This window comes from Oceanibaculum nanhaiense, from assembly GCF_002148795.1.
In the GTDB taxonomy this organism is placed as follows: domain Bacteria; phylum Pseudomonadota; class Alphaproteobacteria; order Oceanibaculales; family Oceanibaculaceae; genus Oceanibaculum; species Oceanibaculum nanhaiense.
The window spans coordinates 314,352-338,659 of the sequence record NZ_MPOB01000006.1 but is presented as its reverse complement, the minus strand read 5'-3'; the positions used below and the strand labels follow the sequence as shown (position 1 = coordinate 338,659).

Below are 24,308 nucleotides of genomic sequence, written 5' to 3'. Positions count from 1 at the left end.
GGCGATTATCCATGCTCGCACGGCGCGAAACAAGCCCGCCGAAATCGCTTTGCGGATCGCTCCGGCATCGGGGCCGGCATCGGGGCCGGCATCGGGGAATGCGGCCCCGCCCTTGAGCGTACGGGACGAACCCCTATAGTGACGCAAAACCACAAAGGGACTTTTGATGATGCTTTCTGGCCTGCGAACCGTGCTCTTCGCCTGGATACTCGCCTGTGCCGTCCTCGCGCCGGCTGCCGTGGCACTGGCGCAACAGGCAGGTCAGGCTCAGGAATCGGCGCAGGTGCCGGGTCAGCAGGAACTCCAGAAGCTGGCCGATACGCTGAAGGATGACCAGAAGCGCCAGGCGCTGATCGGGCAGATCGAGGCGCTGGTCAAGGTCCAGGGGGCTGGCGCGGAGCCGGACAGGCCGGTGCCGGTCTCCAGCCTGCTGGGCCGCGTGTCGGAGCGGATCGGCGTGCTGAGCGGCGCGCTGGTGCAGGGCATTGAGGCGGTTTTCAACTATGACCGCGTTCTCGACTGGGGCATGACGCTGGCGCGCGACGAGCAGCGCCGCGAGCGGCTGCTGCTGGGGTTGGCCAAGATTCTGGTGGTCGTGCTGTCAGGCTATGTCGCCTATTACGTGGTGCGCCTGCTGTTCCGGCGGCTGCGGCGCCAGGCGGCGGAGAAGGAGACCCAGACCCGCTGGCTGAGCTGGCTGATGTTGCTGGTGCGCGGCGTGTTCGACCTGATTCCGGTCCTCGCCTTTTTCGGCGCGGCCCAGGCGGTGATCGTGCTGGCGCAGATGCCGCCCTCGGTGCGGCTGGCATCGGTCGCGCTGATCTTCGCTTTCGTCGTCTACAAGGCGGTGATGGCGGCCATCGACCTGTTGCTCTCGCCGCAGCATCGCGACCGCCGTCATCTGCGCATCACCGATGAGACCGCGGCCTATCTGCATGTCTGGCTGCGCCGCTTCACGATTACTGCCGTGTTCGGCCTGTTCGCCGTCGAGGCGGCGGTGCCGCTGGGCCTGCCGGATGCCGTGGCCGATGTGTTCGTGAAGCTGATCTACATCGTGCTGGCAGTCATGGCGATCATCTTCGTGCTGCAGAACCGCAAGCCGGTGGCCGAGGCGCTGCGTGGCGTCGATCCGTCCACGGCCTGGCAGGCGGAAGGTGACGCGCCGCAGCCCGAACTGCCCGCCGCTGCCCGGGCGATGCGCCGGGTGCGGAAGCGGATTGCCGGAATCTGGCATTTCGTGGCGCTGCTCTACATCTTCGCGCTGTTCGGCATTCTGATCATGGATGTTCAGGGCGGTTTTGCCTTCCTGATCCGCGCGACCCTGGTTTCCTGCGTCATCCTGGTGCTGGCCCGGCTGGTCTGGACGGGCATAGACAGGCTGGTCACCCAACTGTTTTCGGTCAGCGAGCAGATGCGCCGCGACTTCCCAAGTCTCGAGGACCGCGCCAACCGCTATGTGCCGGTCCTCAGCACGGTGCTGCACGCCATCGTCGCTGTCATCGCCACCGTCGCCCTGCTGCAGGTCTGGGGGCTGGACGCCTTCGCCTATGTGACGTCAAGCGGCGGCCAGCGGTTCGTGACCACGGTGGTGACCATCCTGATCATCCTCGGCGTCGCCGCCGCGATCTGGGAAGCGGTCAGCCTGATGGTGGAGCGCTATCTGAAACGGCTGGACGATCAGGGCCAGACCAGCACCCGCGCCAAGACCTTGCTGCCGCTGGTGCGCAACGCGCTGATGATCGTGCTGATAACGCTGGTCACGCTGATCATCCTTTCGGAACTGGGCGTTAATATCGCGCCGCTGCTGGCCGGTGCCGGCGTTATCGGCCTGGCCATCGGCTTCGGCTCGCAGGCGCTGGTGAAGGATGTCATCACCGGGCTGTTCCTGCTGGTCGAGGACACCATCAATGTCGGCGATGTGGTGCAGGTCGGCAGCCAGTCCGGCGTGGTCGAGGGGATGTCGATCCGGGCGATCCGGCTGCGCGACCTGGGCGGCAACGTGCATGTCATCCCGTTCGGGTCGGTCGACATCATCACCAACATGACCAAGGATTTCGGCCGCGCCGTGGTCGATGTCGGCATCGGCTACCGCGAGAATGTGGACGATGTCATCGAGGTGCTGCGCAAGATCGGCGAGGAACTGGCCGAGGACGAGAACTTCAAGGCCAACATCACCGCGCCGATGGAGATTTTCGGCGTCCAGTCGCTGGGCGATTCCGCCGTCGTCATCCGCTGCCGTTTCACCACCAAGGCCGGCATGCAGTGGGCCATCGAGCGCGAGATGAACCGGCGGGTGAAGAACCGCTTCGACGAGTTGGGCATCGAGATTCCGTTCCCGCACCAGACGCTGTATTTTGGCGTGGACAAGGACGGCGGAGCGCCGCCGGCGCGGCTGCTGATCGACCGGGCAAAGCAGGCCAAGCCGGTGGAGAAGGACGAGGCGTCACTCGAAGCCGCCACATCCGAGGCGAAGAAGCCGAAGGGCCCGCCGCCGGAGATGCGCGATGCCGCCGCCGCCAAGGTGCAGGCCGCGAAGGAAGAGGTGGAAGACGAAAAGCAGGCGGACGAGGCGAAAGCCGAAGCTGAAGCGGAAGCCGAGAAGAAGCCGCGCTAACTGCGCCGCCAACGCCGTCTGGCTACGGTCGCGGGCGCGATGGCGGCGCCTGCGACCACCACCGGGCGGGCGTTCACCCGCTCGCGGTGCCAGACATAGACGCCCGATGCGATGACGATGCCAGCCCCCACCCAGGTCCAGCCATCGGGGATCGTGGCGAAGACGGTGTAGCCGATCAGCGTCGTCCAGATCAGGTTGCTGTAGGAGAACGGCGCCAGTAGCGAGGCCGAGGCCAGGTTGAAGCCGCGGATGAGCAGATATTGTCCGGTCACCGACAGGAAGCCCATCACCACCATGAAGCCCCAGTAGGCCGCACTGGCCGGCACCCACAGGAACGGCAGGATCGTGCTCATGATCACCAGCCCGACCAGCGCGGTGTAGAACAGCGTCGTCACCGGCCGTTCGGCATGGCGCATCCGGCGCGTCATGATCAGGCCCAGCGCCCAGCTGGTCGCCGAGAACATCGGATAAAAGGCGGCCGGGTCGAACTGGTCGCTGCCCGGTCGGATGATGATGAGCATGCCGATGAAGCCGGCCAGCACGGCCAGCCAGCGCCGCAGCCCCACCTTCTCCCCCAGCAGCGGGATCGACAACGCCGTCACCATCAGCGGGGCGACGAAGCCGATGGCGGTTGCCTGCGCCAGCGGCAGGTGGGCAAGCCCGGTGACGAAGAAGGTGGAGGAGCCCAGCATGAACAGGCCGCGCGTCAGCTGCAGCTTCGGCTGGGTGGTGGCGACAGGCCGGTCGCGCCACACCAGCATCAGCCAGGGCAGCAGGAACAGCGTGTTGAAGAAATAGCGCCCCCAGACCACCTGCAGCGGCGGTACGCTGGCGGTCATGTGCTTCGCGATGCCGTCCATCACGCTGAACAGCAGCATCGCTGCCAGGGTGAAGGCGATCGCGGTGAAGGGGCGGTCGGCCCCGGCTAGGGACGGGGCAGGGGGGACGGTGGTCACGGGCGGGGCGCTTCCTTGGCGTTTTTCCCAGTCTGCGGCCAAACCCGCCGTACGGCCAGATGGAAAGAACCGGAGTCAACCCTGCTGTATCAGTTCCGTCTTAGGGCGATGATGAAGCCCTGCACCGGCTGGCGCTTTTCCTGCCGCAATACGGCTTGCTCGGCGAGCGCCACGGACAGGCCGCGTTCGGCGGCCAGCCGCGCGATATAGCCCTCGGCATGGCCGAATCGCCGGGTCGGTTTCAGCAGCCAGGGCGCGTCGGCGCCTGCCGGCAGGGCTTCGGCGGTGGCGAGGAACAGCCCGCCGGGGTTCAGCGACGCAGCCAGCGCATCCATCAGCGGTGTCAGGTCGCCCAGATAGACCAGCACATCGCCGGCGACCACCACATCCCAGCGCCTCTGGCCATCCACCCCGTCACGCAGGGCGGCGACGGCATCGGCCACGGCGAGCGCGTCATAGACGCCGGTGCGGGCGGCCTGTTCGATCATGCGCGGGGCAAGGTCGATGCCGGCAAGGTGGCGGGCGAAGGGCTGCATTTCGCGCCCCACCAGCCCGGTACCGCAGCCGATATCCAGCATGGCGAGGCTGCCGTGCCGGTCCGCCGGCACCAGCCGGTCGAGCGCCCGGCGCAGCAGACGCGGCCCCTGATAGTCCAGCACCTCCAGCAGTGCCTTGTCGAAACCGCTGGCATACTGGTCGAACAGGTGGCGGACATAAGAGGCGGGCAGGCTGTTGCTGGGCGCGTCCAGCGCTTCCAGCAGGCCGCGCGCGTCCTGCCGGTCCCCGGGGTCGATTTCCAGCGCGCAGGCAAGGCTGGCTGCGGCCTTGCCACGCTCGCCTAGCAGCATCCAGGCCCGGCCGAGATGAGCATGGGTCTCCGCCTGGTCGGGGTCGAGCCGCAGCGCGCGCTGCAGCGCTTCGACAGCTTCCGGCAGTTGTTCCAGCCCGATCAGAAGCAGGCCGAGCTCCCGCGCCGGTACTGGATCGCGCGGATCGAGCCGGCAGAGGTCGCGATAGGTCCCGGCAGCGCGGGTCTGTTCCCCGGTCACCGCCTGCAGCCGGGCCAGGGCCAGCAGCGCACCGGCATGGCCGGGCCGCAGGCGCAGCAGCGCTTCATAGGCGGCAATCGCGGCGGCCGGCCGTCCGGCGTGGGCCAGGGCTTCGGCATGGGCGAGGCGCAGCCTTATATCGCCGGGCGCCAGCGCGATGGCGCGGGTCAGGCAGCTTGCCGCCGCTGCCGAGCGGCCGAGTTCCATCAGCATCTCGCCGGCCAGCAGGCAGGCCTCCGTCTCGGCCGGCCAGTCGCGCAGCACGGCCAGCAGCCGGTCGAGGGCGGCCCCGGGTGTGCCCGCGTCGCGCAGCACAAGCGCGGCCGCCATGCCGTCGCCCGCTCCCAATGGGGCATCGAGGGGGGCATCCAGAGGCGGAAGGGCAAGCGGATCGGAATCGGGGGTGGCCGCCAGAAAGGGCGGCAGCGCCGAAGGAAGCGACGACGCGGACGACATGGGGCGTTGTGTCCATGAAGAACCCGCCGGGAAATCCGGCGAGGTAGCAGAGAGTGGGGCCGCCGGAGAAATGCGCCTTCGCCCGGGTTCCGTCAAGAGGGCGTTAATCGAAGGCGATGCGGTTCCATCGCGGCGGTCCATGCACTAAGGTGCGGCCATCCATCCTTAACCAACACTAAGGAACCGAAATGATCGAACTCTACACTTGGGGTACGCCGAACGGCCGCAAGGTCTCCATCATGCTGGAAGAGGCCGGCCTGCCCTACAACACGCACGCCGTGAACATCAGCAAGGACGAGCAGTTCGCGCCGGACTTCCTGAAGATCAGCCCGAACAACAAGATCCCCGCCATCGTCGATCCCGACGGGCCGGGCGGCAAGCCGATCAGCCTGTTCGAGAGCGGCGCCATCCTGTTCTACCTGGCCGAGAAGACCGGCAAGCTGCTGCCCGCCGATCCGGCCGGCCGTTACGAGACCATGGTGTGGCTGATGTTCCAGAAGGCCGGCGTCGGCCCGATGTTTGGCCAGGCCCATCATTTCCGCCGCTTCGCCAAGGAGCAGGTGCCCTACGCGATCGACCGCTACACCAACGAGACGCACCGCATCTATGGCGTCATGGACAAGCGGCTGGGCGAGGTGCCCTATCTCGCGGGGCAGGAATACACCATCGCCGATGTGGCGACCTATCCGTGGGTTGCGCGCTGGGAATGGCACGGCATCGACTGGGCGAACTATCCGAACCTGAAGCGCTGGTTCGATAATGTCGGCGCCCGGCCGGCTGTGCAGAAGGGCATGGCGGTTCCGGCCTGAGGCTCAGAGACGATTCGCCCCGGCCAGTGACGCGCCGGGGCGACCCGTTTCAGACAATCTTCAGTCCTGTCAGACGTGTACGGCTTCTCTCGTTGACAGGGGCAGGGGCGGCCTATAGAAGGAGCGTCCGCATACGTCGTGAACGTAAGCCCCTCACGGCGGAGGGGTGGCCGAGTGGCTGAAGGCGACGGTTTGCTAAACCGTTATAGGGTTAACCCCCTATCGTGGGTTCGAATCCCATCCCCTCCGCCAATTTACCTTGAAGAATACTTCTATCGATCCGGCTCCGGCCGGATTTTTTTGTTGTTGCCGAGGGTTATGCGGGAGGGGCTGTTAACCGGCCCCGGTGCCAAGAGGGACGAAAGCGGTCTCTCAGGGCTGATATTCTCCGGACCTCATGACTGCGCGGATTTGGTGAATTTTTTACAAGCCTTTGAAATGGCACTACTTAATCTCCTGCCTGCTGAGCACTTAGATTTCAGGGACATGTTTAGAAAAGGTACAGAAATCGAACATTGGGCGCGTTGCCATCTATCTGGGCAGTGCTTCACCTGCCCCCGATCTTCATCTAGCTAGCTACGCCCCGAATCCGTTTGCCATCGGCGCCCGTCAGCGCGACCACCTCTCCCTGCAGACCCTCCACTCGGTCAAACGCTGCTGAGCAGGACACCTGCGAATGCTAGCTCTTCGCTCTCCAGATCAGCTTTTGAAAGATCGAAAGCATATGCGTCTAACGCAATCCCGTTCATGGTGCCGATGTGCCGCAGTCCAGTTGCCGCGCCTACCTTGTTTTGGTGCACAAGAATCACTCGATTGGAACGGTAGGTCACCGCATAAGTAATCGCTTGGTTATAGTCCTCTCTGGTCGGTTTTTCTTTGTACTTCACCTCGGCTATAAGCTTATTGCCTGAAGCGATTGAGCTGATCACAATATCAGGCTGGGCTAGCGGTTCCCTACGATCATCGAAGAGTGGTTTTTTCCCGCTGGTATTCCCGCTTCGAACTCTGAGCAGTTTTGGATCAGCTCGCTGCTCCAACACGCGCAAAAGGTATTCCTCAAACATCCGCTCGAAATTTACGATGAAAGTCTCGAGCAGGACGTCTTCACCTTGCTCCTGCAGTGAAATCCCGCGGTTCGAGATGATCAGCAGTGCGATCTCGAGAGCTCGTCTGTAGTACATCCTAGAAGCCGGCAGTAGGCGGGATAGGAGGGTATGCTTAGCCTGCTCAAAGTCGGTCGGCTTCAGGTCACCAGTGTTGCTCGGCATGTCAAAATATGCACGGTTGACCTCAGAGATAAGCTGTCGACCGTTCTGACCGCTGGACTTCATCCGGGACAAAAGCATCCGTAGAGCCGCCTTCAAAACTCGGTTAACCGGGATGTTGGACGTCTGTTCGAAACGCTGCGCTTCAACGTTGTGCTTTTGCCCGCGGCTCCAGGCTCGCACCATCGTACCGGAAGGGTTGATGCGCCCACGGGGACTGGACGTCATCTGCGTAATGCGAATGTAATCCTTAAGAAGCCCGTTCTCCTGCACAGGCCGTAAGGCGCCAAGAAAGTTCGCGGCCAGGAACTCTAGCACGCTGCTGCTGGTCAATTCGTCCGACATATAAAGCCGATCCACTCCCGTAATCGAACTCATCGATCCACGGGCCGCATCGAGGACGCGTGCAAAATTTCCTATCGGGAGCTTGGGACGAACATCGACCGAAACCGTGGGCGTCAACGGGATAAGGCCCACATAGGGACCAGCAGCTAGTGTCAGCATGTTGCGTCGGAACTGCAAAAAGAGCAGACCTTTCTCCTCAACATGCGGATAGATATCGAGCCTGCCATCGACGATGAGATCAGTAATCGGAAGGTCGGTGGTAGAGCGTGAGTCTAGCGGAATGATCCTCCGCCTTGGGCGGCCATTCGGCAGTGCTGCGGCAGAAACTGCCGCCATTAGGCACTATCGCCTGACGCAGCTGCGGCCACAGCAGGATTAGGATTCAAGGCACTGAGACACTTGTCCCACAGAACCCCAATCTCCTCTTTTGTATCGTTGTCGAACCGGAACCGTTTCTGAATCATATATTTGAGTTGTCGGTTCCAAAGCCTCCTCAAAGACGCCTCATCCTTGACAGTTCGGAAGAACGCATGCCCGATCTCAACGTGATTTTGCAGCGCAACGAAGAATTCAATAATTGCACCGATCATTGCGCCTTCGACCCCGTTGCTCTCGAGGAAAGATCGCAGCTTGTCGACATCTGGCTTTAGATGGATTTTGGCCCATCGACGCTCCATAGCAGCGTCGATTTCGTCCACTGACCGATCATCGGGATTCATTGTAGCGAGGAATATCAGATTTTTCGGTATGTTAACGCGGCGCCCAGAAGGTAGGCGAAAATCGACCCCCCGAAGCGACCCCTCCATGTACGTTAACGCCTCGCCGAGCACGCGCGCAGGATCGGTACGGCTGAACTCGTCGATTACAAGAACAACTGAGCCCTCGCTGCGCTTCGCGACCTGGATCATCTCGAGCAGATGTTTGTCGCGAAGGGTGAAGCCGGTCGACCCCTTGGGAACATAGCCTTCAACGAAATCTTCGTACTGGTAACTAGGATGAAATTGAACCTCGCGCATTCGGTAGCGATCACCACCCGTCAGTTTAATAGCGATCTGGCGAGCGTACCAGCTCTTGCCCGTGCCAGGAGCGCCTTGAAGCATCACTCCGCCCCAGTTGTCATCCTCAATTAGGTGGCGCACCTCACGAAGAATGGGGTCATCATCTTCCAACTCGGACTTGTAATTTGGGAGCTCGGGCTCGCCTTCCTCCGCAGAATTCTCGGTCAACTCGCCGCTTTCCTCTGGACGAGCGATGATCTTGATCCCGGCAGACCCGGGTATTCTCTTCCTCACCTCTTCGGCAATTTCCGGCATCATATCAGCGATCATCGCGCCGATGGCGGCAAATTCGCTGTCGCTTAAGATCTGCACGACTTGAGAGCTGTAATTGTTCAGCCCGATGACAGCCGCTTCGGCAAGCTCGCGCGCGTATGTCTCAGGTGAAGCTTCTAATAGCTCAATTTTCGAGACAGACCGTGGCAGCAGCAAGATGTCACCGATAACAATCTCGTATTTGTTGCCCTCAATTCTTTCATTTCTCTTGCAAACGCCGTAGGCCCGAATGCCTTGGGCCCAGTCAGTCGCGGCGCCTTTGTTGTTGTCACTTCCTAGCCACAACCAAATCGGGGATCCGGGGCTGAATTGGTTTGGAACTTGCGCACAAGTCAGCTCGACATCTTCGTTGTAGATGCCAGAACTTGCCTCATCCAGCTGACGAGTAAGTGCTGCACTGGACGGACCTAAACGAACGAAGGCTGGGCTCACCATTCTTCGGCAATCTCACTGCTAGGATCTTAGTTTGATTGCTTTTGAGCGACCGCAGCCATTTTGTCCAGCGCCTTGCGCATGGGCGGAAATAGTGTGCGGCCAACGTTATCTGCTCGCCGGACGATGCCGGCAGCGGCGTTAGGTGTCAGAAAGTAGCGCTCCGGCGGGATCACCGGATCGAGAACATCTACGAACCGAGAGGGAATGATTTTTGATGGCGCAACCGACGCGGCTCCTTCGATCACATCATGCCCCCACGCACAACCACCGCTCTTCCAACGGTACGAATAACCGCCGGCTTCGACACCTTTCAGCACTTCCAAGAAAACGACACGGCGGGTCTCCTTGTTGAGATCAGGAGCTGCACTTCGCACGTAGGTGGCAAAGCTACCCCCCAACTCTTGCTTCTTCGCCTTCAGGAGATCCATGATGCGGTCAGCGATCCACCGCACAACCGGAACGGCAACGGCATTACCGGCGGCGCGGTAGCGCTCAGAATCAAGACCCCTGGCCGGTTCTGGAAAGCTTGCATCCGGAAGGGTCCAGTCAGTCGGAAGGCCCTGAAGGCGTTCGCTCTCAGTCGGGGTTGGCCTACGCACGCGGTCGGCGTAAGATATGTATGAGCGGCTCCAGTCATTGCCCGTGTGTCGGCCGCTGGTTGCTGCAACGCAATAGGCGACTTCAGGAACGATTGCGCCAGTGCGAGGATCTTTAGTAGGCGTCATGAAACCGACTCGTTCCTTGCCGGGCTTCTCTCCGGGAACGGATTCGAACAAGGTTCTTACTGCACTTGCATAATCGCCAAGCCATGCGCAAAGGAACACGCGCGACCGAGACTGGGGAGCCCCAAAATAACGGGCGTTCAGGACCCGCCATGCAACTGCGTAGCCGCGACTTGTCAGCTCATTTAGTATGATCGCAAAGTCACAACCCTTATGAGAATTTAGCAGGCCGACAACGTTTTCTAACAGGATAACCTTCGGCTTTTTGACCTCAGCGAGCTCCATAAGCTTAAAAAACAAGCTAGTATGAGCGCCTTTCAGTCCGTTACGACCATGGTTTCCTCGAGCGAGTGATACGTCTTGGCAAGGGAACCCTGCAGTCCAAACGTCAGCATCCGGCATCGTTGAAGTGTCAATCTTTTTGATGTCGGCCTCTAGCTTCGAGTTTGGCCAATGGCGCTTCAGCACCGATTGGCAAAATTTGTCCACTTCGCACTGCAGCAGGATGTTGGCGCCGGCACATTCGAAGGCAAGGTCGAAACCGCCGATGCCGGCGAAGAGCGAGATAACGCCGACGGTAGTCTTCCCGCGAGCGACAGGAACGCTTTGCTCGTCCGAGGCGTCACGGACGCCGACGGTCAGGTCAAATGATGAATAGTCGATCCTGTTCATGTTTTGGACAGTATGGTAGGTCTGCCGCGGTGGCAAGCGGAGGGTTGCTCCCCCGCGGGCCTTCGGTCACAGATTCTCGTTCCTTTTCAGCCGGCTTACTGCCTAGGCTCAGGACTCATGACTCATAACCAGAAGATGACGGTTGCGGCTAGGGCGATTGCACAGAGGAAGAGCCTAGGTTGCCAAGCCTGAACCGATTGACTCCTAAAGACACTTCGGCCGTCAGTCGAAGAGGGCCGACTGGTCCTGCCACTCCGCCGGAACCGAGAACATCAACCGTGCAAGCGTTACCTCCGCCCGCTGCTTGCCGTCCATAATCGCTTCAATGATGTCCGGGGCGAGCAGGTTCAGGCGCAGGATGCGGGTCATGTACGAGGGCGCGATGCCCTCGCTCTCAGCCAGTTCGGTGATAGAAGCGAACTTGCCCGCCTCTAGCATCCGCTTCCAGCGGAAGGCGCGGGCCAGCGCCTTGATTAGTGTGCTGTCCGTCCGGCGCGGCTGCGCGGCGCCTTCCGGCAGATGCATCTCCTTTCGCCCGCCGCGCTTCACGATCCGGAACGGGACATGAAGCGTCACAGTCTCGGGGATCGGCGCTCCGCGGGTCATGCGACCGCCTCTATGTCGCCGGCCATCATCTCGCGCGCAAGGCCGCCGAGGCCGTCCACGCGGAGCCTGACGTTCAGCCTGTCCGTGCCGATGTCCACGCGTTCCACCAGCAGCGCCACAATGCGAGCCTGCTCGGCCGGGAACAGTTCGTCCCACACCAGGTCCATCTGCGGCAGCGCCGTGCGAGCTTCCGCTTCGGTAATATCGTCGGCATGTGCACGTGCGACTTTCCAGGTTCCGGCGATGATCTCCGGCTGGCGGAATACGGCGCGGAGCTGGTCGATGACGGCGGCCTCGATCTCTCCAGCAGGAACGCGGGCCACAGGGCAGGATCCGGCACCATGTTTCAGCACCGTCTGGCTGACATAATAGCGGTATAGCTTGCCGCCTCTTCGGGTGTGAGTGGCAGAAAAGGCTGCGCCATCGGGGCCGTACAGGAGGCCTTTCAGTAGTGCCGGTGTATTGGCGCGGCTCCGAGCGGCGCGCCTGCGGGGGCTTTCCTGCAATATGGTGTGGACGCGATCCCATGTCTTGCGATCGATGATGGCATCGTGCTCACCAGGATAGCTGTCACCTTTGTGAACTGCCTCGCCTATGTAGGCGCGGTTGTTCAGCATCCGGTAAATATGTTTTTTGTCGACGCTGTTCCCACGGGGCGTGCGCATATTGCGCGTCGCGATCTCGCGCGCCAGTTCGGTGCCCGAGCCGATCTCAAGAAACCGTTCGAATATCCAGCGGACATGTTCGGCGCGCTCGTCGTCCAGTACCAGCTTCCGGTTCTCGACCCGATAGCCATAGGGCGGGACGCCGCCCATCCAGATCCCCTTCTTCCGGCTGGCGGCGACCTTGTCTCGGATGCGCTCGGCGGTGACCTCGCGCTCGAACTGGGCGAAGCTCAGCAGGATGTTCAGCGTCAGGCGGCCCATCGACGTAGTGGTGTTGAAGGATTGCGTCACCGAGACGAAGGTCACACCGTTGCGGTCGAATACCTCGACCAGCTTGGCGAAGTCGGCAAGCGAGCGCGAAAGTCGGTCGATTTTGTAGACAACGACCACGTCGACCAACCCGTCCTCGATGTCCTCCAGCAGCCGTTGCAGGCCAGGACGTTCCAGCGTGCCGCCGGATATGCCGCCGTCGTCATAACGATCACGCATCAGCACCCAGCCCTCGGAGCGCTGGCTGGCGATATAGGCTTCGCATGCCTCCCGCTGGGCGTGGAGGCTGTTGAATTCCTGATCGAGACCCTCCTCGGAAGATTTGCGGGTGTAGACGGCGCAGCGGCGCTTGATCTTCACGTCGGTCATCTCCGCCCCCGCCGGTTACTGAGCCCGAAGAAAACCCACCCGTTCCAGCGCGTGCCTGTGATGGCACGGGCGATGGCCGAGAGTGACTTGTAAGGCCGCCCCTGCCATTCGAAGCCGTCGGCCTTGACCGTGACGGCGTGCTCTACGCCCTGCCACTCGCGGATCAGCCGCGTGCCGGCGATGGGTATGGTGTCAGCGCGAACGCGACTCTTCTTGCGGTTACCGCCTTCGAGTTCCTCGCCCAGCTGTTCGAGCCGCCGGACGGTCTCGGGCTTCAGCCCGCCATATGCGAGTTCCTGAATCCGGTAGGCCAGACGGCTCTCCAGATAGCGGCGGTTGAACGGCGGTGGCTCGCTGTCGAAGAGGTCGCGCCACTGCGTCTTCAGTTCGGGCGTCGTGGCGGTCTTCAGCGCGGCTAGGCGCGCAGGTATGGGATCGTACGAATTCATGCGGTCCTCCGTTGAGTTGGACCTGCACTACCGCTCTGGTCGGGTGAGTTGTGTAGCGGAAATTCTCCATGTTCCGCGGAGAGTTGACGCTTCTCCCGTAGCCTCAGCCGGACCAGCCCGCCGGCCAGCAGGCGGCAGAGTTCCGAGCGGCGCTCGGCCGGGGTCATCATGTCAGGCGGCAGGGGATTGGGGCGTTTCATCGGATCGCGGCGTGCCCTTTTCGGATATTTACCTGAAACCGGATAGTCACCTGAGAAAAGCCAATTGCGGCGACAGGCCGGGACAGGCGGTATCAGAAAAGGGAACATTTAATGAACATTTTGCTTGTGCTCTTGCCTACTGGGCACAATCATATGTAGTTATTTTATTTTTACACATCTCTTGGTAGGGGTGAGTTCATGCCACGAAGGACATCGCCACTCGGTCCGGAAACGCACGCCCTGATCGAGGAGGCGCGAGCCGATCTGCTCCACGCGGCTCTCACCGTAAAGGATGGCGAGAACGAACCGGAAATCCCCCTGCCGTCGGAAGTGCCGGATATCGACGATGAGGATGCGGTCGATGCCTTCCGCGACCGGTTGGCCGAGGCGCTTGCGGAACGCGACACTGACGAACTTGAGCCTCTCGAGATGCGCGCGCGGCGCATCCGGCATCTGGCCGCAGGCAAGGGCATTACCTCGCTTGAGACCATCGTCGCGCAGAGGCTCGATGATGAACACATCTGCGTTTTCGAGGATCAGCCCGATCCGCTGTGCCGCAGCATCTGGACGTTCGTGAACGCTCGCGGCATTTTCGAGGACGCGGAGAGCTTTCACTTCACGCGGCAATTCCGTGATCACCGTAAGCTCTATGACGCCTTCGAGGTTGATCTCGACGAGGTCTTGCCGATTGACGCGGGGAATATCAACACCACCGCGCTGGTGAACAGACTGAGGGAAGAACTTTCGATCAGGCGCGAGGTGTCCTGCACCGTCAGTACGGTCGATCTGCCCGCCACGGACGCGCATCCGGCCTCGGTCATGCTTATCGTACGCCATGGTGGCAGACTCTCGAGCGTATTCCACCTGCGCGACGATGGTCGCAGGCGGGCGATGTATTATCGCCCGCCGAACGAAGTGACGCTGATCTACACACCCTCGCTGCGCCAGATCGAAATCTGCGCCGACAGCCCTGTCGAGCGCCGCCAGGTCGGCGACATCTTCGCCGATGTCGCGCTTGGCCACGACATTTCCGGAAAACCCCTGACATGGAAGCAATACAATCTCTCGCGGTTCAGGTCCTCGTTGCACCTCGAGCGTCCGGATGTCGAGGGTTACGACATTACGCGCGTCCGCGTCATCGAGGTGGAGGTGCGGCTCGGCCTATGGCGCCGCAAGCTTAGACTCAAGGTGACCATGGACGACGATATCGAGGATGTGGCGGACCGGTGTCTCGGTGCCCACAACGTGTTTCGTCGCGCCGATGGCTTCAGCCGGATCGGGATTTCGGTAGCCTACAGTCGCGCGGGCGACCCTCGGGAGCGCACCATGACCATCACGATTTCCGGCACGAAGAGCTGCAATCTGCAAAGCCACAAGGATCCCGCGGAAAGAAGCCTGGGATTCGCGCTTCTCCAGGCTTGGGGAATCCTGAACGCCTTTCGCCAGATCGACCCGGCGGATCTGCGCGCGATGTTCGCCGAACTTGTCAGGCTTCACGACCGGGTCGAGGACGAAGTGAGCGGTCAGCACCTGCGCGAGCTGGGCCTGGATCCTCGGCGGCTGATCGAGGGCGGACTTCTCGAGCGTCGCGACCGGCAGGACGGAGTGCTGATCGAGGAGGACGGCATCGAGGGCGAAGGCACAATCGAGCCGTCGGAGCATGCCGGCATGGTTCGTGCCATCGGGCCATTCGGCGAGGACGCTGGAGACATCCCGGCTGGGGATCTCGACCTCTACGCGATTAATCGCGAGTGGCTAATGGAGACGCTGGTACGCCTGTTGAAACCGCTGCTGACTCGGCGCGGATCGCAGCAGGTTCTCGACCAGGACCTGACTCTGCTCGGCGCGATGGAGATCGGAGGCGCCGAGGTCCCGCTCTATTTCGCGCGGCGGCTGAACGATCTGAAGACGCTGGCCCGGCTCGATGTCCTGATGCGTGCGAGGAATCAGGCGGGTGTGGGTATCGTGCTGTCTGCCAGCCAGGACAGACCGGCCCATCTCGGCCCGAATGTCGTGGTATCGATTCTCGATCAACTCGCGCCGGACAAAGACGAGTTCATCCTGTCGCGCGACGGGCTCGAACTGGCCTGGCGCGGCGGTCGCGAACTCGCGTCCGGTGGCGCGGTTCCGCGTGTTTTGACGTCCGGTCCGCAATCGGCGACGCTGCATGTTCCGGGAAAGCCGCCGCTTGCGCTGACTGGCGCGGATCAGATCCGGATCTTCGAGCGCCTTGTCGCCGCCGCGCTGGCCGGGAGCCCCGATGTTCATGTCAACACGCTGATGGATGGGACCGGCTCTCGGAGCCCGCAGCAGGCATTCCGAACGAAGACCTGGAAGAGCATCCTGAACGTCTACATCGCCAAGGGGGAGAAGCGCGGCTACTGGCGTCTGGTGGTCGACGGGGCGTCACCCGAGGCCGCCGTCTAACAACGGTCTAACATGTGGCGGGAGACGGTCTGACAAACCACTGATTACTGAAAGGGCTCCAAATCAGAGGAGCACTTCCATGCCGACTCCCGTCCCTTCGCGCCAGGCAACCCAGACGAGCTGGGCCGGCGCCACGAAGATCAAGCCCACCACTGACAACTCGGAATGGCGCTGTACGCGCTGTGACAAGCTGCTCGGCGTCAGCCGGGATGGCCGCATGCATCTGCGTTTCGCGCGGGGGCATGAGTATCTCGTGGGCTTTCCGGCTCAGGCCACCTGCCGCGGCTGCGGCACGCTGAACCAGGCGACCGCGCCCGCACGCTGACGCGCGCATTCACCTACCCCCCGAAACAGCAGAGACGCGCGACGTCCTGACTTGGCCACCAGAAGGCGCCGGACGCCTGGCCGCAAGGCAGGCGTCCGATGTCCTTCGCGTGGCACAAGATTCGTGAGCATCTCATGCATTCATCCACCAACCTTCACTTCCAGCGTAGCTTCGATGTCATACGGCGCGATCAAGCCGTGCTCGTGCCGTTCCGGGATCCGGCGGCCCTGCTGGATGGGCTGCACCGCACCCAAGGCGATCAAGGCCGGAAGAACCTCATCCTCGCGGCCCTCGTCGAGGCGGCGCAGGGCGACGGGCCCGCGTCCGACTGCGCGCTGACGATCTTGCTGCTGGCGCTCTGGCCCGGCCTCGACGCCATCCGGCGCCGGTCGATCTGGCGCAGGATCGGTCCTGCCGACGAGATCCCCTCCGATCTTCTGGCGCGCACGGTAGAAGCGGTCCGTGGCCTCGACCTCGGCCGCGTCAACTGGATTGCGGCCACGATCCTGCGCAACGTCGAGCGCGACATCGTCCGCGCGCGCCAGCGCGAAGTGGCGCGTGAACGCCTCGCCAGCGACGTCGAACCCGACGACATGTGCACCGATCTGATCGGCGGACAGCCCGCTCCGGAAGCCACACACCTGCAGAACGATCTGCACAAGCTGCTCGGCACGGATGCCTTGCTGGTGATCCGTGTGGCGATCGAGGGCTTCTCGCAGGTCGAGGTGGCTGTCGAGCTCGGTCTGACCGAGGTAGCCGCCCGCAAGCGATACCAGCGCGCCATGCGCAGGCTGCGCGCCGCCTTTCAGGAAATCCACTGAGCCGATGTCCCGATCCGGTTCCACCGACGGCTTTTCCAGTTCGAGTGCCTGGAGCGCCTTCACTCCAACCGAAAGCAGACACGCATGAACCGTACTGCCGACCTGTCACTTGAGGACTTCCGGCGGCTCCCGGGGCTCTACCGACGCTGGGAACTGACCGAGGTCTGCGAGCCCAACCGCAGCTACCAGATCGAGGACGCCGGTACCCATGCGGATGGGACGCCGCTGCTGGCGATCTATGTCGCCGATCCCGCGCCCGACGCGAGGAAAGCGGCGTGATGGGTTTTTTCGATCATTTCATCTCAGGGAGAAAAGCCATGCCGGACCAACCGGATGACATCATGCGTCTTCGCCAGGCGCACCATGCGCTCGAGGATCTTCCCGAAACCATCATCCTTGCGCAACAGCCCGGCGGTGAAGCGCGCGCGCCGTTGCAGGTCGTGGAGGCGACCGTCGACGAAATCGCCTTCGGAATCATCGCGGCAGAACAGGAATGCTCTGCAGCCTATCGCCGCTCCGCCGCGCTCCAGCGGCTCTACAAGCTCGCCCGCGAGGCGGGGTGCATCGGCTCTGACCGCGCCGCGCCAGCAGTGCAGAACAAGGAGGGCCAGTGATGGCCCTTCCCATCATCGGCGCCGACGAACGGCTCGCGCAGCGCAAGGGCATCAAGGGTGTGATCTTCGGCCGGTCCGGCATCGGCAAGACCAGCCTGCTTTGGACGTTGAACGCCTCGACCACGCTTTTCCTCGATCTCGAGGCCGGCGATCTGGCGGTCGAGGGGCTGGAGATCGACACGCTCCGGCCTCGCACCTGGAAGGAATGCCGGGATTTCGCGGTGTTCATCGGCGGGCCGAATCCGGCGCTGCGCGAGGAGCAGCCCTATAGCCAGGCGCATTTCGACGAGGTCTGCGGGCGCTACGGCGACCCGACGGTGATCGGAAAGTACGAGGCCGTCTTCATCGACTCGATCACCGTGGCTGGGCGGCTCTGCTTTCAGTGGTGCCGTGGCCAGCCCGAGGCATTCTCGGAGAAGACCGGCAAGCCCGACATTCGCGGCGCCTACGGGCTGCATGGCCGCGAGATGATCGGCTGGCTGACCCACCTGCAGCACACGCGCGGGAAGCATGTCTGGTTCGTGGGCATCCTCGACGAGCGGCTCGACGACTTCAATCGCAAGGTGTTCCAGCCGCAGATCGACGGCTCGAAGACCGGGCTCGAACTGCCCGGAATCGTCGATCAGGTCATCACCATGGCCGACATCCCGGACCCCGGCGGCCAGCCGCAGCGCGCCTTCGTCTGCCAGACGCTGAATCCCTGGGGCTATCCGGCCAAGGACCGCTCCGGCCGTCTCGACATGGTCGAGCCGCCGCATCTCGGCCGGCTGATGGAGAAGATCCAGCGCCCCGCGGCGCCAGCCTCCGAACGCCTGACCTGGCCGCCGGTGACGCCCGCCGATCCCGCGCCCGCTGAGGAGCCCAGTCATGGCTGAGCGCCTCTCGCCACGCCCGGTGTCCCGATCCGGTCGCCGGGTTGGCTTTTCCCCTCTGACGCCGCTGCGCGTCCGATCCTGCAACTGAAAGGAGCCGCGCAATGTCCGGACCCTGGAACGACTTCAACTCCGCGCAATCTAACGCCAATGTCATCCCGAAGGGCACGCTCGCCAAGGTGCGCCTGACGCTCCGCCCCGGCGGCTACGACGACGCCTCGCAGGGCTGGACCGGCGGCTGGGCGCGCCGCGCCGCCACCGGCGCCGTCTATCTCGACGCCGAGTATACGGTGCTTGAGGGGCCATACGCCCGGCGCAAGATCTGGTCGCTCATCGGCCTGTACAGCCCCAAGGGCCCGGACTGGGCCAACATGGGGCGCGGCCTGATCCGCGGAATCCTCAACTCGGCGCGCGGCGTGTCCGACAAGGATAACTCGCCTGAGGCGCAGGCGCGCCGCCGCATCAACGGCTTCGGCGATCTCGACGGGATCGACTTCATCGCCCGTATTGACATCGGCCAGGACACCAATGGGGAAGACAAGAACGAGATCCGTGCCGCGGTCACGCCCGATCACCGCGACTATGCCGCGCTGATGGGCGCGGTCGCGCCTCAGTTCTCTGCCGCCCCGGCGCAGGGTAGCGCCCCGCAGGTTGCGGCGACCTCCCAGCCCAGCCAGATCGAGCCTGTGCAAGGTGCAGCCGGTCGCCCGAGCTGGGCGCAGTAAGGAGAACCCAGCCATGCGTCTGCGCCCCCGTCAGAAGGTGTTCGTCGAGCGCTGCGTTGCTGCACTCGCTTCCCGCGACAATACGCTGGGCGTGGCGCCTACGGGCGCGGGCAAGACCGTCATGCTTTCGGCGGTTGCCGGCGAGACGATCAGCAGCGGCGCCAGGGCCTGCGTGCTGGCGCACCGCGACGAACTGACGGCACAGAACCGTGCCCGCTTCCAGCGCGTGGTGCCGGGCATGTCGACCTCTGTCATCGACGCCACCGAGAAGAGCTGGAAGGGCCAGGTAGCCTTCGCCATGGTGCCGACGCTGGCGCGCGCCCCGAACCTCGCCGACATGCCGCGTCTCGACCTGCTGGTCGTCGATGAGGCACACCATGCCGTCGCCGACAGCTATCGCCGCATCATCGGCCGGGTGCGCGAGGCCAATCCCGACGTGCGGGTCTTCGGGGTCACGGCGACGCCGAACCGGGGTGACCGGAGGGGCTTGCGCGAGGTCTTCGACAATGTCGCGGACCAGGTGCGACTGGGTGAGATGGTTGCTTCCGGTCACCTCGTTCCTCCGCGCACCTTTGTCATCGATGTCGGTGTGCAGGACGAGCTGCGCTCGGTCCGCAGGACGATGTCGGATTTCGACATGGCGGAGGTGGCGGGCATCATGGACCGCGCGCCGGTCACTGACGAGGTGATCCGGCACTGGAAGGAGAAGGCAGGCGACCGGCAGACCGTGGTGTTCTGCTCCACCGTCGCCCACGCCGAACACGTCACCGAGGCGTTCAAGGCGGCGGGCGTTTCCGCCGCGCTGATCCATGGCGATCTGGAGGCCGAGACGCGGAAAGCGCTTCTGGCCAGCTACGCGGCGGGCGACATCCGCGTCGTCGTCAATGTGGCTGTGCTGACCGAAGGCTGGGACCACCCGCCCACATCCTGCGTCGTGCTGCTGCGTCCCAGCTCCTACAAGTCCACCATGATCCAGATGGTCGGGCGCGGCCTGCGCACCGTCGATCCCGAGGAATACCCCGGCATCGTCAAGACCGACTGCATCATCCTCGATTTCGGGACGTCGAGTCTGATCCACGGCACGCTGGAGCAGGACGTCGATCTCGACGGCAGGGCCGAGACCGGCGAGGCGCCGACAAAGACCTGCCCGGCCTGCGCGGCGGAGATTCCGCTCGCCACCACCGAGTGCCCGCTCTGCGGCGAGGTTTTCCCGCGTGAGGGCGTTGGCGAGGGCGGGGGCACGGCGCCGCTCTCGGGCTTCATGATGACCGAGATCGACTTGCTGAAGCGGTCCAGCTTCGCCTGGGTCGACCTTTTCGGCACGGACGACGCGCTGATGGCGGCGGGCTTCGCAGCCTGGGGTGGTATCTTCTGGATGGACGGAATCTGGTATGCCATCGGTGGCGCGAAGGGCGAACGTCCGCATCTGCTGGGTGTCGGCGAGCGCACCGTCTGCCTGGCGCAGGCCGACGACTGGCTGAATACCCACGAGACCGACGAGAGCGCCTTCAAGACCCGCTCCTGGCTACGCCAGCCGCCGACCGAGAAACAGCTCCAGTACCTGCCGCCCGAGTGCCGGCACGACTTCGGTCTGACGCGTTATCGCGCCTCGGCGCTGATGACCTTCGGTTTCAACAAGCGCGCCATCCGGCAGCTGATCGACACGGCCGCAAGCCCCGAACGGAGGGCGGCATGATCGATGACACCTGCCACCCCCACCATCGCCGCGGACCGGTGGCGGCTCTGGTATCCGCGTGGAATGCTCTGTGCTGTCTGCCGGCAACCCACCCGTGGTTTTGGCTGGTTCGATCCGCGCCGGTCGAAACGACCCCGGCCGCCGGTCTGGTTCTGCTCGATTCCCTGCCAGTCCTTCTGGACGCGTTTGGCACGGGAGGGTTTCGCCATGGTTGACCTGACCGAGGAAGAACGCGCCGCGATCACCGCCACCATGCAGCGCGTGGCGCTGCTGATGGACGAGATCGGCTGGGCCACCCCGCTGTCCGAACTGACCGAGGCACAGGTGCGCGCGCTGATCGAGGAAGCCGTCGAGGGCTTCCGTGAGGCCATGTCCGACATCGCCTGGGTGCAGACGGCGGAGGTGCCATTTTGACCCTCGATTACAATCACCGGCCCAGCTTCGCCGAACGGGTCAATGCTGCCGTGGATCGGGCGCTCACCGCCGATCAGGCCATGCGGCCGCGCCGCGATTACCTTGGCGGATCCCGCCTCGGCCATGCCTGCGAGCGCGCCCTGCAGTTCGAGTTCACGGCGACACCGAAGGACGAGGGCAAGGACTTCTCGGGCCAGTCGCTGCGCATTTTCGCTATCGGCCACGCGCTCGAGGATCTGGCGGTCGCCTGGCTGCGCGACGCGGGCTTCGACCTCTACACGCGCAGGGGCAACCGGCCCGATGGCGGCCAGTTCGGCTTCTCCGTCGCCGGCGGGCGCATCCGCGGTCATGTCGACGGCATCATCGCTACCGGACCCGAGGACCTCGGTCTCGCCGTTCCCGCTCTCTGGGAATGCAAGACGATGAACGCGAAGAACTGGCGCGCCTGCGTGAAGGACGGCATCACGAAGTCTAAGCCGGTCTACGCCGCCCAGATCGCGCTCTACCAGGCCTACATGGAGGGGACAGTCCCCGGACTCTCGGATGCGCCCGCGCTCTTCACCGCGATCAACAAGGACACGGCCGAGCTCCACCACGAGCTCGTCCCCTTCGACGCCAATCTCGCGCAGCGCATGTCCGACCGCGGTGTCCGGATCCTGCAGGCGACCGATGCGGGCGAAGTCCTGCCGCGCGTCGCCACCACGCCCGATTACTTCGAGTGCCGCTTCTGCTCATGGCTCGAGCGCTGCTGGAGGCTCGAGCCATGAGCGACGACGGCATCCTGCATTTCAACCCGTGGATGGACTTCAACGATGGGCCGCCATCCGAGAACCCGTTCGGCTGCGATTCCGATCCCGAGCAGATCGCCCTCTTTCTCGACACGGTCTTCAGCTGGTGCGAGGGGCTGATCCCGCTTCGCGGCTTCGTCGACAAGGGTCAGGGCCGGGACGGCAAGCCGCACAACATCTGGATCGCGGCCGACGACACCGCACCAGGGAAACTCGCGACCTTCGCCGCGTGGGCGAACCGCGAGGGGGCGGCGGTCTATGTCATCCCCGGCACGGTCGCCGAACAGGGTCAGGCCCGAGCCGCCGACGTGTTGCAGATGCAGGCCATCGTCGTCGATCTCGACGCGGGCGACATCCCGGCGAAGTTGGACCATGTCACCCGCCACCTCGGCCCGCCGACGCTCATCATCGAAAGCGGCGGGCGCACGCCCGAGGGCGCGGCGAAGCTACATGTCTGGTGGAAACTGACCGAACCCGCCGAGAGCGAAGAGCTGGCCACCCTCTGCCGCCTGCGGGGCGAGATCGCCGTGAAGGTCGGCGGCGATACCCATTTCCGCTCGGCACACCAGCCGATTCGGGTGCCGGGCACCGTCTATCACAAGCATGGTCATCAACGCCTCGTGCAGATCCGTGAATATCGCGCGGTCGAGGCGGACCTTGCGGAGTTCGCCGAACAAGTCGCCGCGATGCCGCCGCTTCCCGGCGTGGGCTTCGCCAGCGACGTCTCGGCCCCGCAGGCCAAGCCCGGCATCGACGCGGTGCTCACCACGCCGGTGCGCGAGGGCGCGGTTGATGAGTGGTCCCGGTTCCAGGGAGCCAGCGCCGCCATCGGCCATTACATCCGCCTGGTTCACGAGGGCCGCCTCGACCCCTTCACGGGCTGGGAGGCGATCTGCGGCTACAACACCGCCATGCTGCGCCCGTCCTGGCCGCTCGATCGGCTACAGGCCGAAGCGGAACGGCTCTGGGCGCTGCATGTGAAGCGCAACGGTCCGCCGCTCCTGCGCGCAGCCCATGTCCACGCCCCGGCCAGCCCGCTGCAGACCTTCAGCCTCGGCGCGCTGCTCGACGACACCAGTCCGATGCCGGAGGACATCATCGGGCCGCGGGTGCTGACGCCGGGCGGGCTCCTGGTGCTGGGCGGCGCGCCCAAGGTCGGCAAGAGCGACTTCCTGATCTCCTGGCTCGTGCACATGGCGGCAGGCGTGCCGTTCCTCGGGTTCACGCCGCCCCGGCCGCTGCGCGTATTCTACCTGCAGGCCGAGATCCAGTATCACTATCTGCGCGAGCGCATGCAGCAGATCGCGCTGTCTGCCGCCGTGATCGCCGCCGCGCGCGACACCTTCGTCGCCACGCCGAAGCTGAAGCTGCTGCTCGACGCGGAGGGCGTCGCCCGCGTGGCCGAGGCGATCCGGGCCGCATTCCCCGACGCACTGCCCGACATCATCGTCATCGACCCGATCCGCAACCTGTTCGATGGCGGCCCCGAGGGCGGAGGCGAAAACGACAACAGCGCCATGATGTTCTTCCTTAAGGACCGGGTGGAGCTTCTCCGCGATGCCGTCAATCCGGACGCGGGCGTCATCCTCGCCCACCACACCCGCAAGGCCACCAGGCATCAGGTCAAGGACGATCCCTTCCTCGCGCTCTCCGGCGCAAGCGCGCTGCGCGGTTTCTATACCTCGGGGCTGCTCATGCACCGGCCCGACGATGACAGCACCGTCCGCAGGCTGGAAATCGAGCTGCGGAACGGCCCTGCGCTGCCTGGGAAGCTGATCGACAAGGAGAAGGGCGAATGGGTCGAGCTGAACCCACTGAACGAGCGTCTGGTGCGCAAGGAGGTCGGCGCCAGGCTCGATGCCGAGCGGCTGCGCAAACACGATGTCATCCTCGGCATGCTGCTTGATGAGGCGGCCAGCGAGCGCCTCTACACCGCCATGCAGTTCGCCGAGACCTTCGAGAACCGGGGCGGTCTGGGCAGCAAGCACACGATCCGCGAGCGCCTCAGCGTGCTGGCAACCAAGGGCTTCGTGAAGTTCCTGCGCGACCCCTCGGGGTTCGGCTTCCCCGTCACCCGGTCGCGGTTCGGCTACCTCTGCGTCGAGGGCATGCAGTTCGGCGCGCCCGTCGAGGAGGTCGATCCGGACACCGGCGAGGTCAACACAACCGCCCGTCCGGTCCTGCCCAGCCACTTCAAGTGCCCCCAATCCGGGCTCTGCCTGCAGGTCGAAAACCCTGCCGTCTGGGTCTACCCGGAGGGGCTCGAGGACGACCTAACTCATATGAGTGAGGCCTGACTCATATGACGGCGCGAACTGTTTACTCAATGAAATCAATAGATTACGGGCAAATAAGAGTCAGGTCCCTGACTCATGCCCGAAGACTTCATGAAGTCTTATTCCGCAATGATTTC

At 63.7% G+C, this 24,308-nt stretch carries 21 protein-coding genes and 1 tRNA gene; 14 read left to right on the top strand and 8 right to left on the bottom strand.

Going from position 1 to position 24,308, the window contains the following annotated elements; all coding sequences use genetic code 11:
- The first annotated feature begins 166 nt into the window (after positions 1-166).
- The gene (locus BKM74_RS13035) at positions 167-2,614 is read left to right on the top strand and encodes a mechanosensitive ion channel domain-containing protein (protein ID WP_086466125.1); all 2,448 of its coding nucleotides are present in this window, start codon (positions 167-169) and stop codon (positions 2,612-2,614) included.
- Here the strand turns inward: BKM74_RS13035 and BKM74_RS13030 are convergent.
- Both BKM74_RS13030 and BKM74_RS13025 read right to left on the bottom strand, forming a co-directional pair.
- Positions 2,611-3,570 carry a DMT family transporter gene (locus BKM74_RS13030; protein ID WP_086466124.1) on the bottom strand — a complete coding sequence of 320 codons (960 nt, stop codon included), beginning with the start codon at positions 3,568-3,570 and terminating at the stop codon, positions 2,611-2,613. The two genes, BKM74_RS13035 and BKM74_RS13030, sit on opposite strands and share 4 nt — an antisense overlap.
- Before the next feature lie 89 nt (positions 3,571-3,659).
- The gene (locus BKM74_RS13025) at positions 3,660-4,949 is read right to left on the bottom strand and encodes a tetratricopeptide repeat protein (RefSeq protein ID WP_176342525.1); all 1,290 of its coding nucleotides are present in this window, start codon (positions 4,947-4,949) and stop codon (positions 3,660-3,662) included.
- A gap of 314 nt (positions 4,950-5,263) precedes the next feature.
- Between BKM74_RS13025 and BKM74_RS13020 the strand changes: the two genes are divergently transcribed.
- Positions 5,264-5,884, top strand: a complete 621-nt coding sequence (locus BKM74_RS13020; RefSeq protein ID WP_086466122.1) for a glutathione S-transferase family protein — start codon at positions 5,264-5,266, stop codon at positions 5,882-5,884.
- 160 nt (positions 5,885-6,044) lie between these two features.
- Positions 6,045-6,136, top strand: a tRNA-Ser gene (locus BKM74_RS13015).
- Positions 6,137-6,531: 395 nt separating this feature from the next.
- Here BKM74_RS13015 and BKM74_RS13010 read toward each other — a convergent pair.
- From BKM74_RS13010 to BKM74_RS12985, 6 genes are all read right to left on the bottom strand, one after another.
- Positions 6,532-7,830, bottom strand: coding sequence for an McrC family protein (locus BKM74_RS13010; RefSeq protein ID WP_086466121.1), 1,299 nt, complete (start codon positions 7,828-7,830; stop codon positions 6,532-6,534).
- A complete protein-coding gene (locus BKM74_RS13005; protein ID WP_086466120.1) occupies positions 7,830-9,260 on the bottom strand; it encodes an McrB family protein in 1,431 nt (476 codons plus the stop codon). Before BKM74_RS13005 ends, BKM74_RS13010 begins: the two co-directional genes overlap by 1 nt.
- 26 nt (positions 9,261-9,286) lie before the next feature.
- Complete coding sequence (locus tag BKM74_RS13000; protein WP_086466119.1) at positions 9,287-10,654, bottom strand: DNA cytosine methyltransferase; 1,368 nt, start codon at positions 10,652-10,654, stop codon at positions 9,287-9,289.
- A gap of 222 nt (positions 10,655-10,876) precedes the next feature.
- The gene (locus BKM74_RS12995; protein ID WP_086466118.1) at positions 10,877-11,260 is read right to left on the bottom strand and encodes a hypothetical protein; all 384 of its coding nucleotides are present in this window, start codon (positions 11,258-11,260) and stop codon (positions 10,877-10,879) included.
- A complete protein-coding gene (locus BKM74_RS12990; protein WP_086466117.1) occupies positions 11,257-12,564 on the bottom strand; it encodes a recombinase family protein in 1,308 nt (435 codons plus the stop codon). The genes BKM74_RS12995 and BKM74_RS12990 overlap by 4 nt, the downstream gene beginning before the upstream one ends.
- Positions 12,561-13,013, bottom strand: a complete 453-nt coding sequence (locus BKM74_RS12985; RefSeq protein ID WP_086466116.1) for a DUF2924 domain-containing protein — start codon at positions 13,011-13,013, stop codon at positions 12,561-12,563. The genes BKM74_RS12990 and BKM74_RS12985 overlap by 4 nt, the downstream gene beginning before the upstream one ends.
- Before the next feature lie 398 nt (positions 13,014-13,411).
- Between BKM74_RS12985 and BKM74_RS12975 the strand changes: the two genes are divergently transcribed.
- From BKM74_RS12975 to BKM74_RS12925, 11 genes are all read left to right on the top strand, one after another.
- On the top strand, positions 13,412-15,640 hold the full coding sequence (locus tag BKM74_RS12975; protein WP_140056086.1) for a hypothetical protein: 2,229 nt from the start codon (positions 13,412-13,414) through the stop codon (positions 15,638-15,640).
- A 79-nt stretch (positions 15,641-15,719) separates the two neighbouring features.
- A complete protein-coding gene (locus BKM74_RS12970; RefSeq protein ID WP_099045579.1) occupies positions 15,720-15,965 on the top strand; it encodes a hypothetical protein in 246 nt (81 codons plus the stop codon).
- Between the two features lie 98 nt (positions 15,966-16,063).
- The gene (locus BKM74_RS12965) at positions 16,064-16,786 is read left to right on the top strand and encodes an RNA polymerase sigma factor (protein WP_067559348.1); all 723 of its coding nucleotides are present in this window, start codon (positions 16,064-16,066) and stop codon (positions 16,784-16,786) included.
- 84 nt (positions 16,787-16,870) lie between these two features.
- Positions 16,871-17,065, top strand: coding sequence for a hypothetical protein (locus BKM74_RS12960; RefSeq protein WP_067559345.1), 195 nt, complete (start codon positions 16,871-16,873; stop codon positions 17,063-17,065).
- Positions 17,065-17,400 carry a hypothetical protein gene (locus BKM74_RS12955; RefSeq protein WP_067559344.1) on the top strand — a complete coding sequence of 112 codons (336 nt, stop codon included), beginning with the start codon at positions 17,065-17,067 and terminating at the stop codon, positions 17,398-17,400. Before BKM74_RS12960 ends, BKM74_RS12955 begins: the two co-directional genes overlap by 1 nt.
- Positions 17,400-18,275, top strand: coding sequence for an ATP-binding protein (locus BKM74_RS12950; protein ID WP_067559341.1), 876 nt, complete (start codon positions 17,400-17,402; stop codon positions 18,273-18,275). The genes BKM74_RS12955 and BKM74_RS12950 overlap by 1 nt, the downstream gene beginning before the upstream one ends.
- A 101-nt stretch (positions 18,276-18,376) precedes the next feature.
- Positions 18,377-18,997 carry a hypothetical protein gene (locus BKM74_RS12945; RefSeq protein ID WP_067559337.1) on the top strand — a complete coding sequence of 207 codons (621 nt, stop codon included), beginning with the start codon at positions 18,377-18,379 and terminating at the stop codon, positions 18,995-18,997.
- Positions 18,998-19,010: 13 nt separating this feature from the next.
- On the top strand, positions 19,011-20,693 hold the full coding sequence (locus tag BKM74_RS12940) for a DEAD/DEAH box helicase (protein ID WP_067559334.1): 1,683 nt from the start codon (positions 19,011-19,013) through the stop codon (positions 20,691-20,693).
- Positions 20,694-20,696: 3 nt separating this feature from the next.
- Positions 20,697-21,107 (top strand): DUF6511 domain-containing protein, encoded by a 411-nt coding sequence (locus BKM74_RS19000; RefSeq protein WP_245825934.1) that lies wholly within the window; start codon positions 20,697-20,699, stop codon positions 21,105-21,107.
- Positions 21,104-21,874 carry a PD-(D/E)XK nuclease family protein gene (locus BKM74_RS12930; protein ID WP_067559327.1) on the top strand — a complete coding sequence of 257 codons (771 nt, stop codon included), beginning with the start codon at positions 21,104-21,106 and terminating at the stop codon, positions 21,872-21,874. Before BKM74_RS19000 ends, BKM74_RS12930 begins: the two co-directional genes overlap by 4 nt.
- Positions 21,871-24,192 (top strand): AAA family ATPase, encoded by a 2,322-nt coding sequence (locus tag BKM74_RS12925; protein ID WP_232315204.1) that lies wholly within the window; start codon positions 21,871-21,873, stop codon positions 24,190-24,192. The genes BKM74_RS12930 and BKM74_RS12925 overlap by 4 nt, the downstream gene beginning before the upstream one ends.
- The last annotated feature ends 116 nt before the right edge of the window (positions 24,193-24,308 follow it).

Coding starts and splice junctions, on each gene's coding strand:
- BKM74_RS13035 (WP_086466125.1), top strand. CDS start 167: ATGATGCTTTCTGGCCTGCGAACCGTGCTCTTCGCCTGGATACTCGCC.
- BKM74_RS13025 (WP_176342525.1), bottom strand. CDS start 4,949: ATGGCGGCCGCGCTTGTGCTGCGCGACGCGGGCACACCCGGGGCCGCC.
- BKM74_RS13020 (WP_086466122.1), top strand. CDS start 5,264: ATGATCGAACTCTACACTTGGGGTACGCCGAACGGCCGCAAGGTCTCC.
- BKM74_RS13010 (WP_086466121.1), bottom strand. CDS start 7,830: ATGGCGGCAGTTTCTGCCGCAGCACTGCCGAATGGCCGCCCAAGGCGG.
- BKM74_RS13005 (WP_086466120.1), bottom strand. CDS start 9,260: ATGGTGAGCCCAGCCTTCGTTCGTTTAGGTCCGTCCAGTGCAGCACTT.
- BKM74_RS13000 (WP_086466119.1), bottom strand. CDS start 10,654: ATGAACAGGATCGACTATTCATCATTTGACCTGACCGTCGGCGTCCGT.
- BKM74_RS12995 (WP_086466118.1), bottom strand. CDS start 11,260: ATGACCCGCGGAGCGCCGATCCCCGAGACTGTGACGCTTCATGTCCCG.
- BKM74_RS12990 (WP_086466117.1), bottom strand. CDS start 12,564: ATGACCGACGTGAAGATCAAGCGCCGCTGCGCCGTCTACACCCGCAAA.
- BKM74_RS12985 (WP_086466116.1), bottom strand. CDS start 13,013: ATGAATTCGTACGATCCCATACCTGCGCGCCTAGCCGCGCTGAAGACC.
- BKM74_RS12975 (WP_140056086.1), top strand. CDS start 13,412: ATGCCACGAAGGACATCGCCACTCGGTCCGGAAACGCACGCCCTGATC.
- BKM74_RS12970 (WP_099045579.1), top strand. CDS start 15,720: ATGCCGACTCCCGTCCCTTCGCGCCAGGCAACCCAGACGAGCTGGGCC.
- BKM74_RS12965 (WP_067559348.1), top strand. CDS start 16,064: ATGTCCTTCGCGTGGCACAAGATTCGTGAGCATCTCATGCATTCATCC.
- BKM74_RS12960 (WP_067559345.1), top strand. CDS start 16,871: ATGAACCGTACTGCCGACCTGTCACTTGAGGACTTCCGGCGGCTCCCG.
- BKM74_RS12955 (WP_067559344.1), top strand. CDS start 17,065: ATGGGTTTTTTCGATCATTTCATCTCAGGGAGAAAAGCCATGCCGGAC.
- BKM74_RS12950 (WP_067559341.1), top strand. CDS start 17,400: ATGGCCCTTCCCATCATCGGCGCCGACGAACGGCTCGCGCAGCGCAAG.
- BKM74_RS12945 (WP_067559337.1), top strand. CDS start 18,377: ATGTCCGGACCCTGGAACGACTTCAACTCCGCGCAATCTAACGCCAAT.
- BKM74_RS12940 (WP_067559334.1), top strand. CDS start 19,011: ATGCGTCTGCGCCCCCGTCAGAAGGTGTTCGTCGAGCGCTGCGTTGCT.
- BKM74_RS19000 (WP_245825934.1), top strand. CDS start 20,697: ATGACACCTGCCACCCCCACCATCGCCGCGGACCGGTGGCGGCTCTGG.
- BKM74_RS12925 (WP_232315204.1), top strand. CDS start 21,871: ATGAGCGACGACGGCATCCTGCATTTCAACCCGTGGATGGACTTCAAC.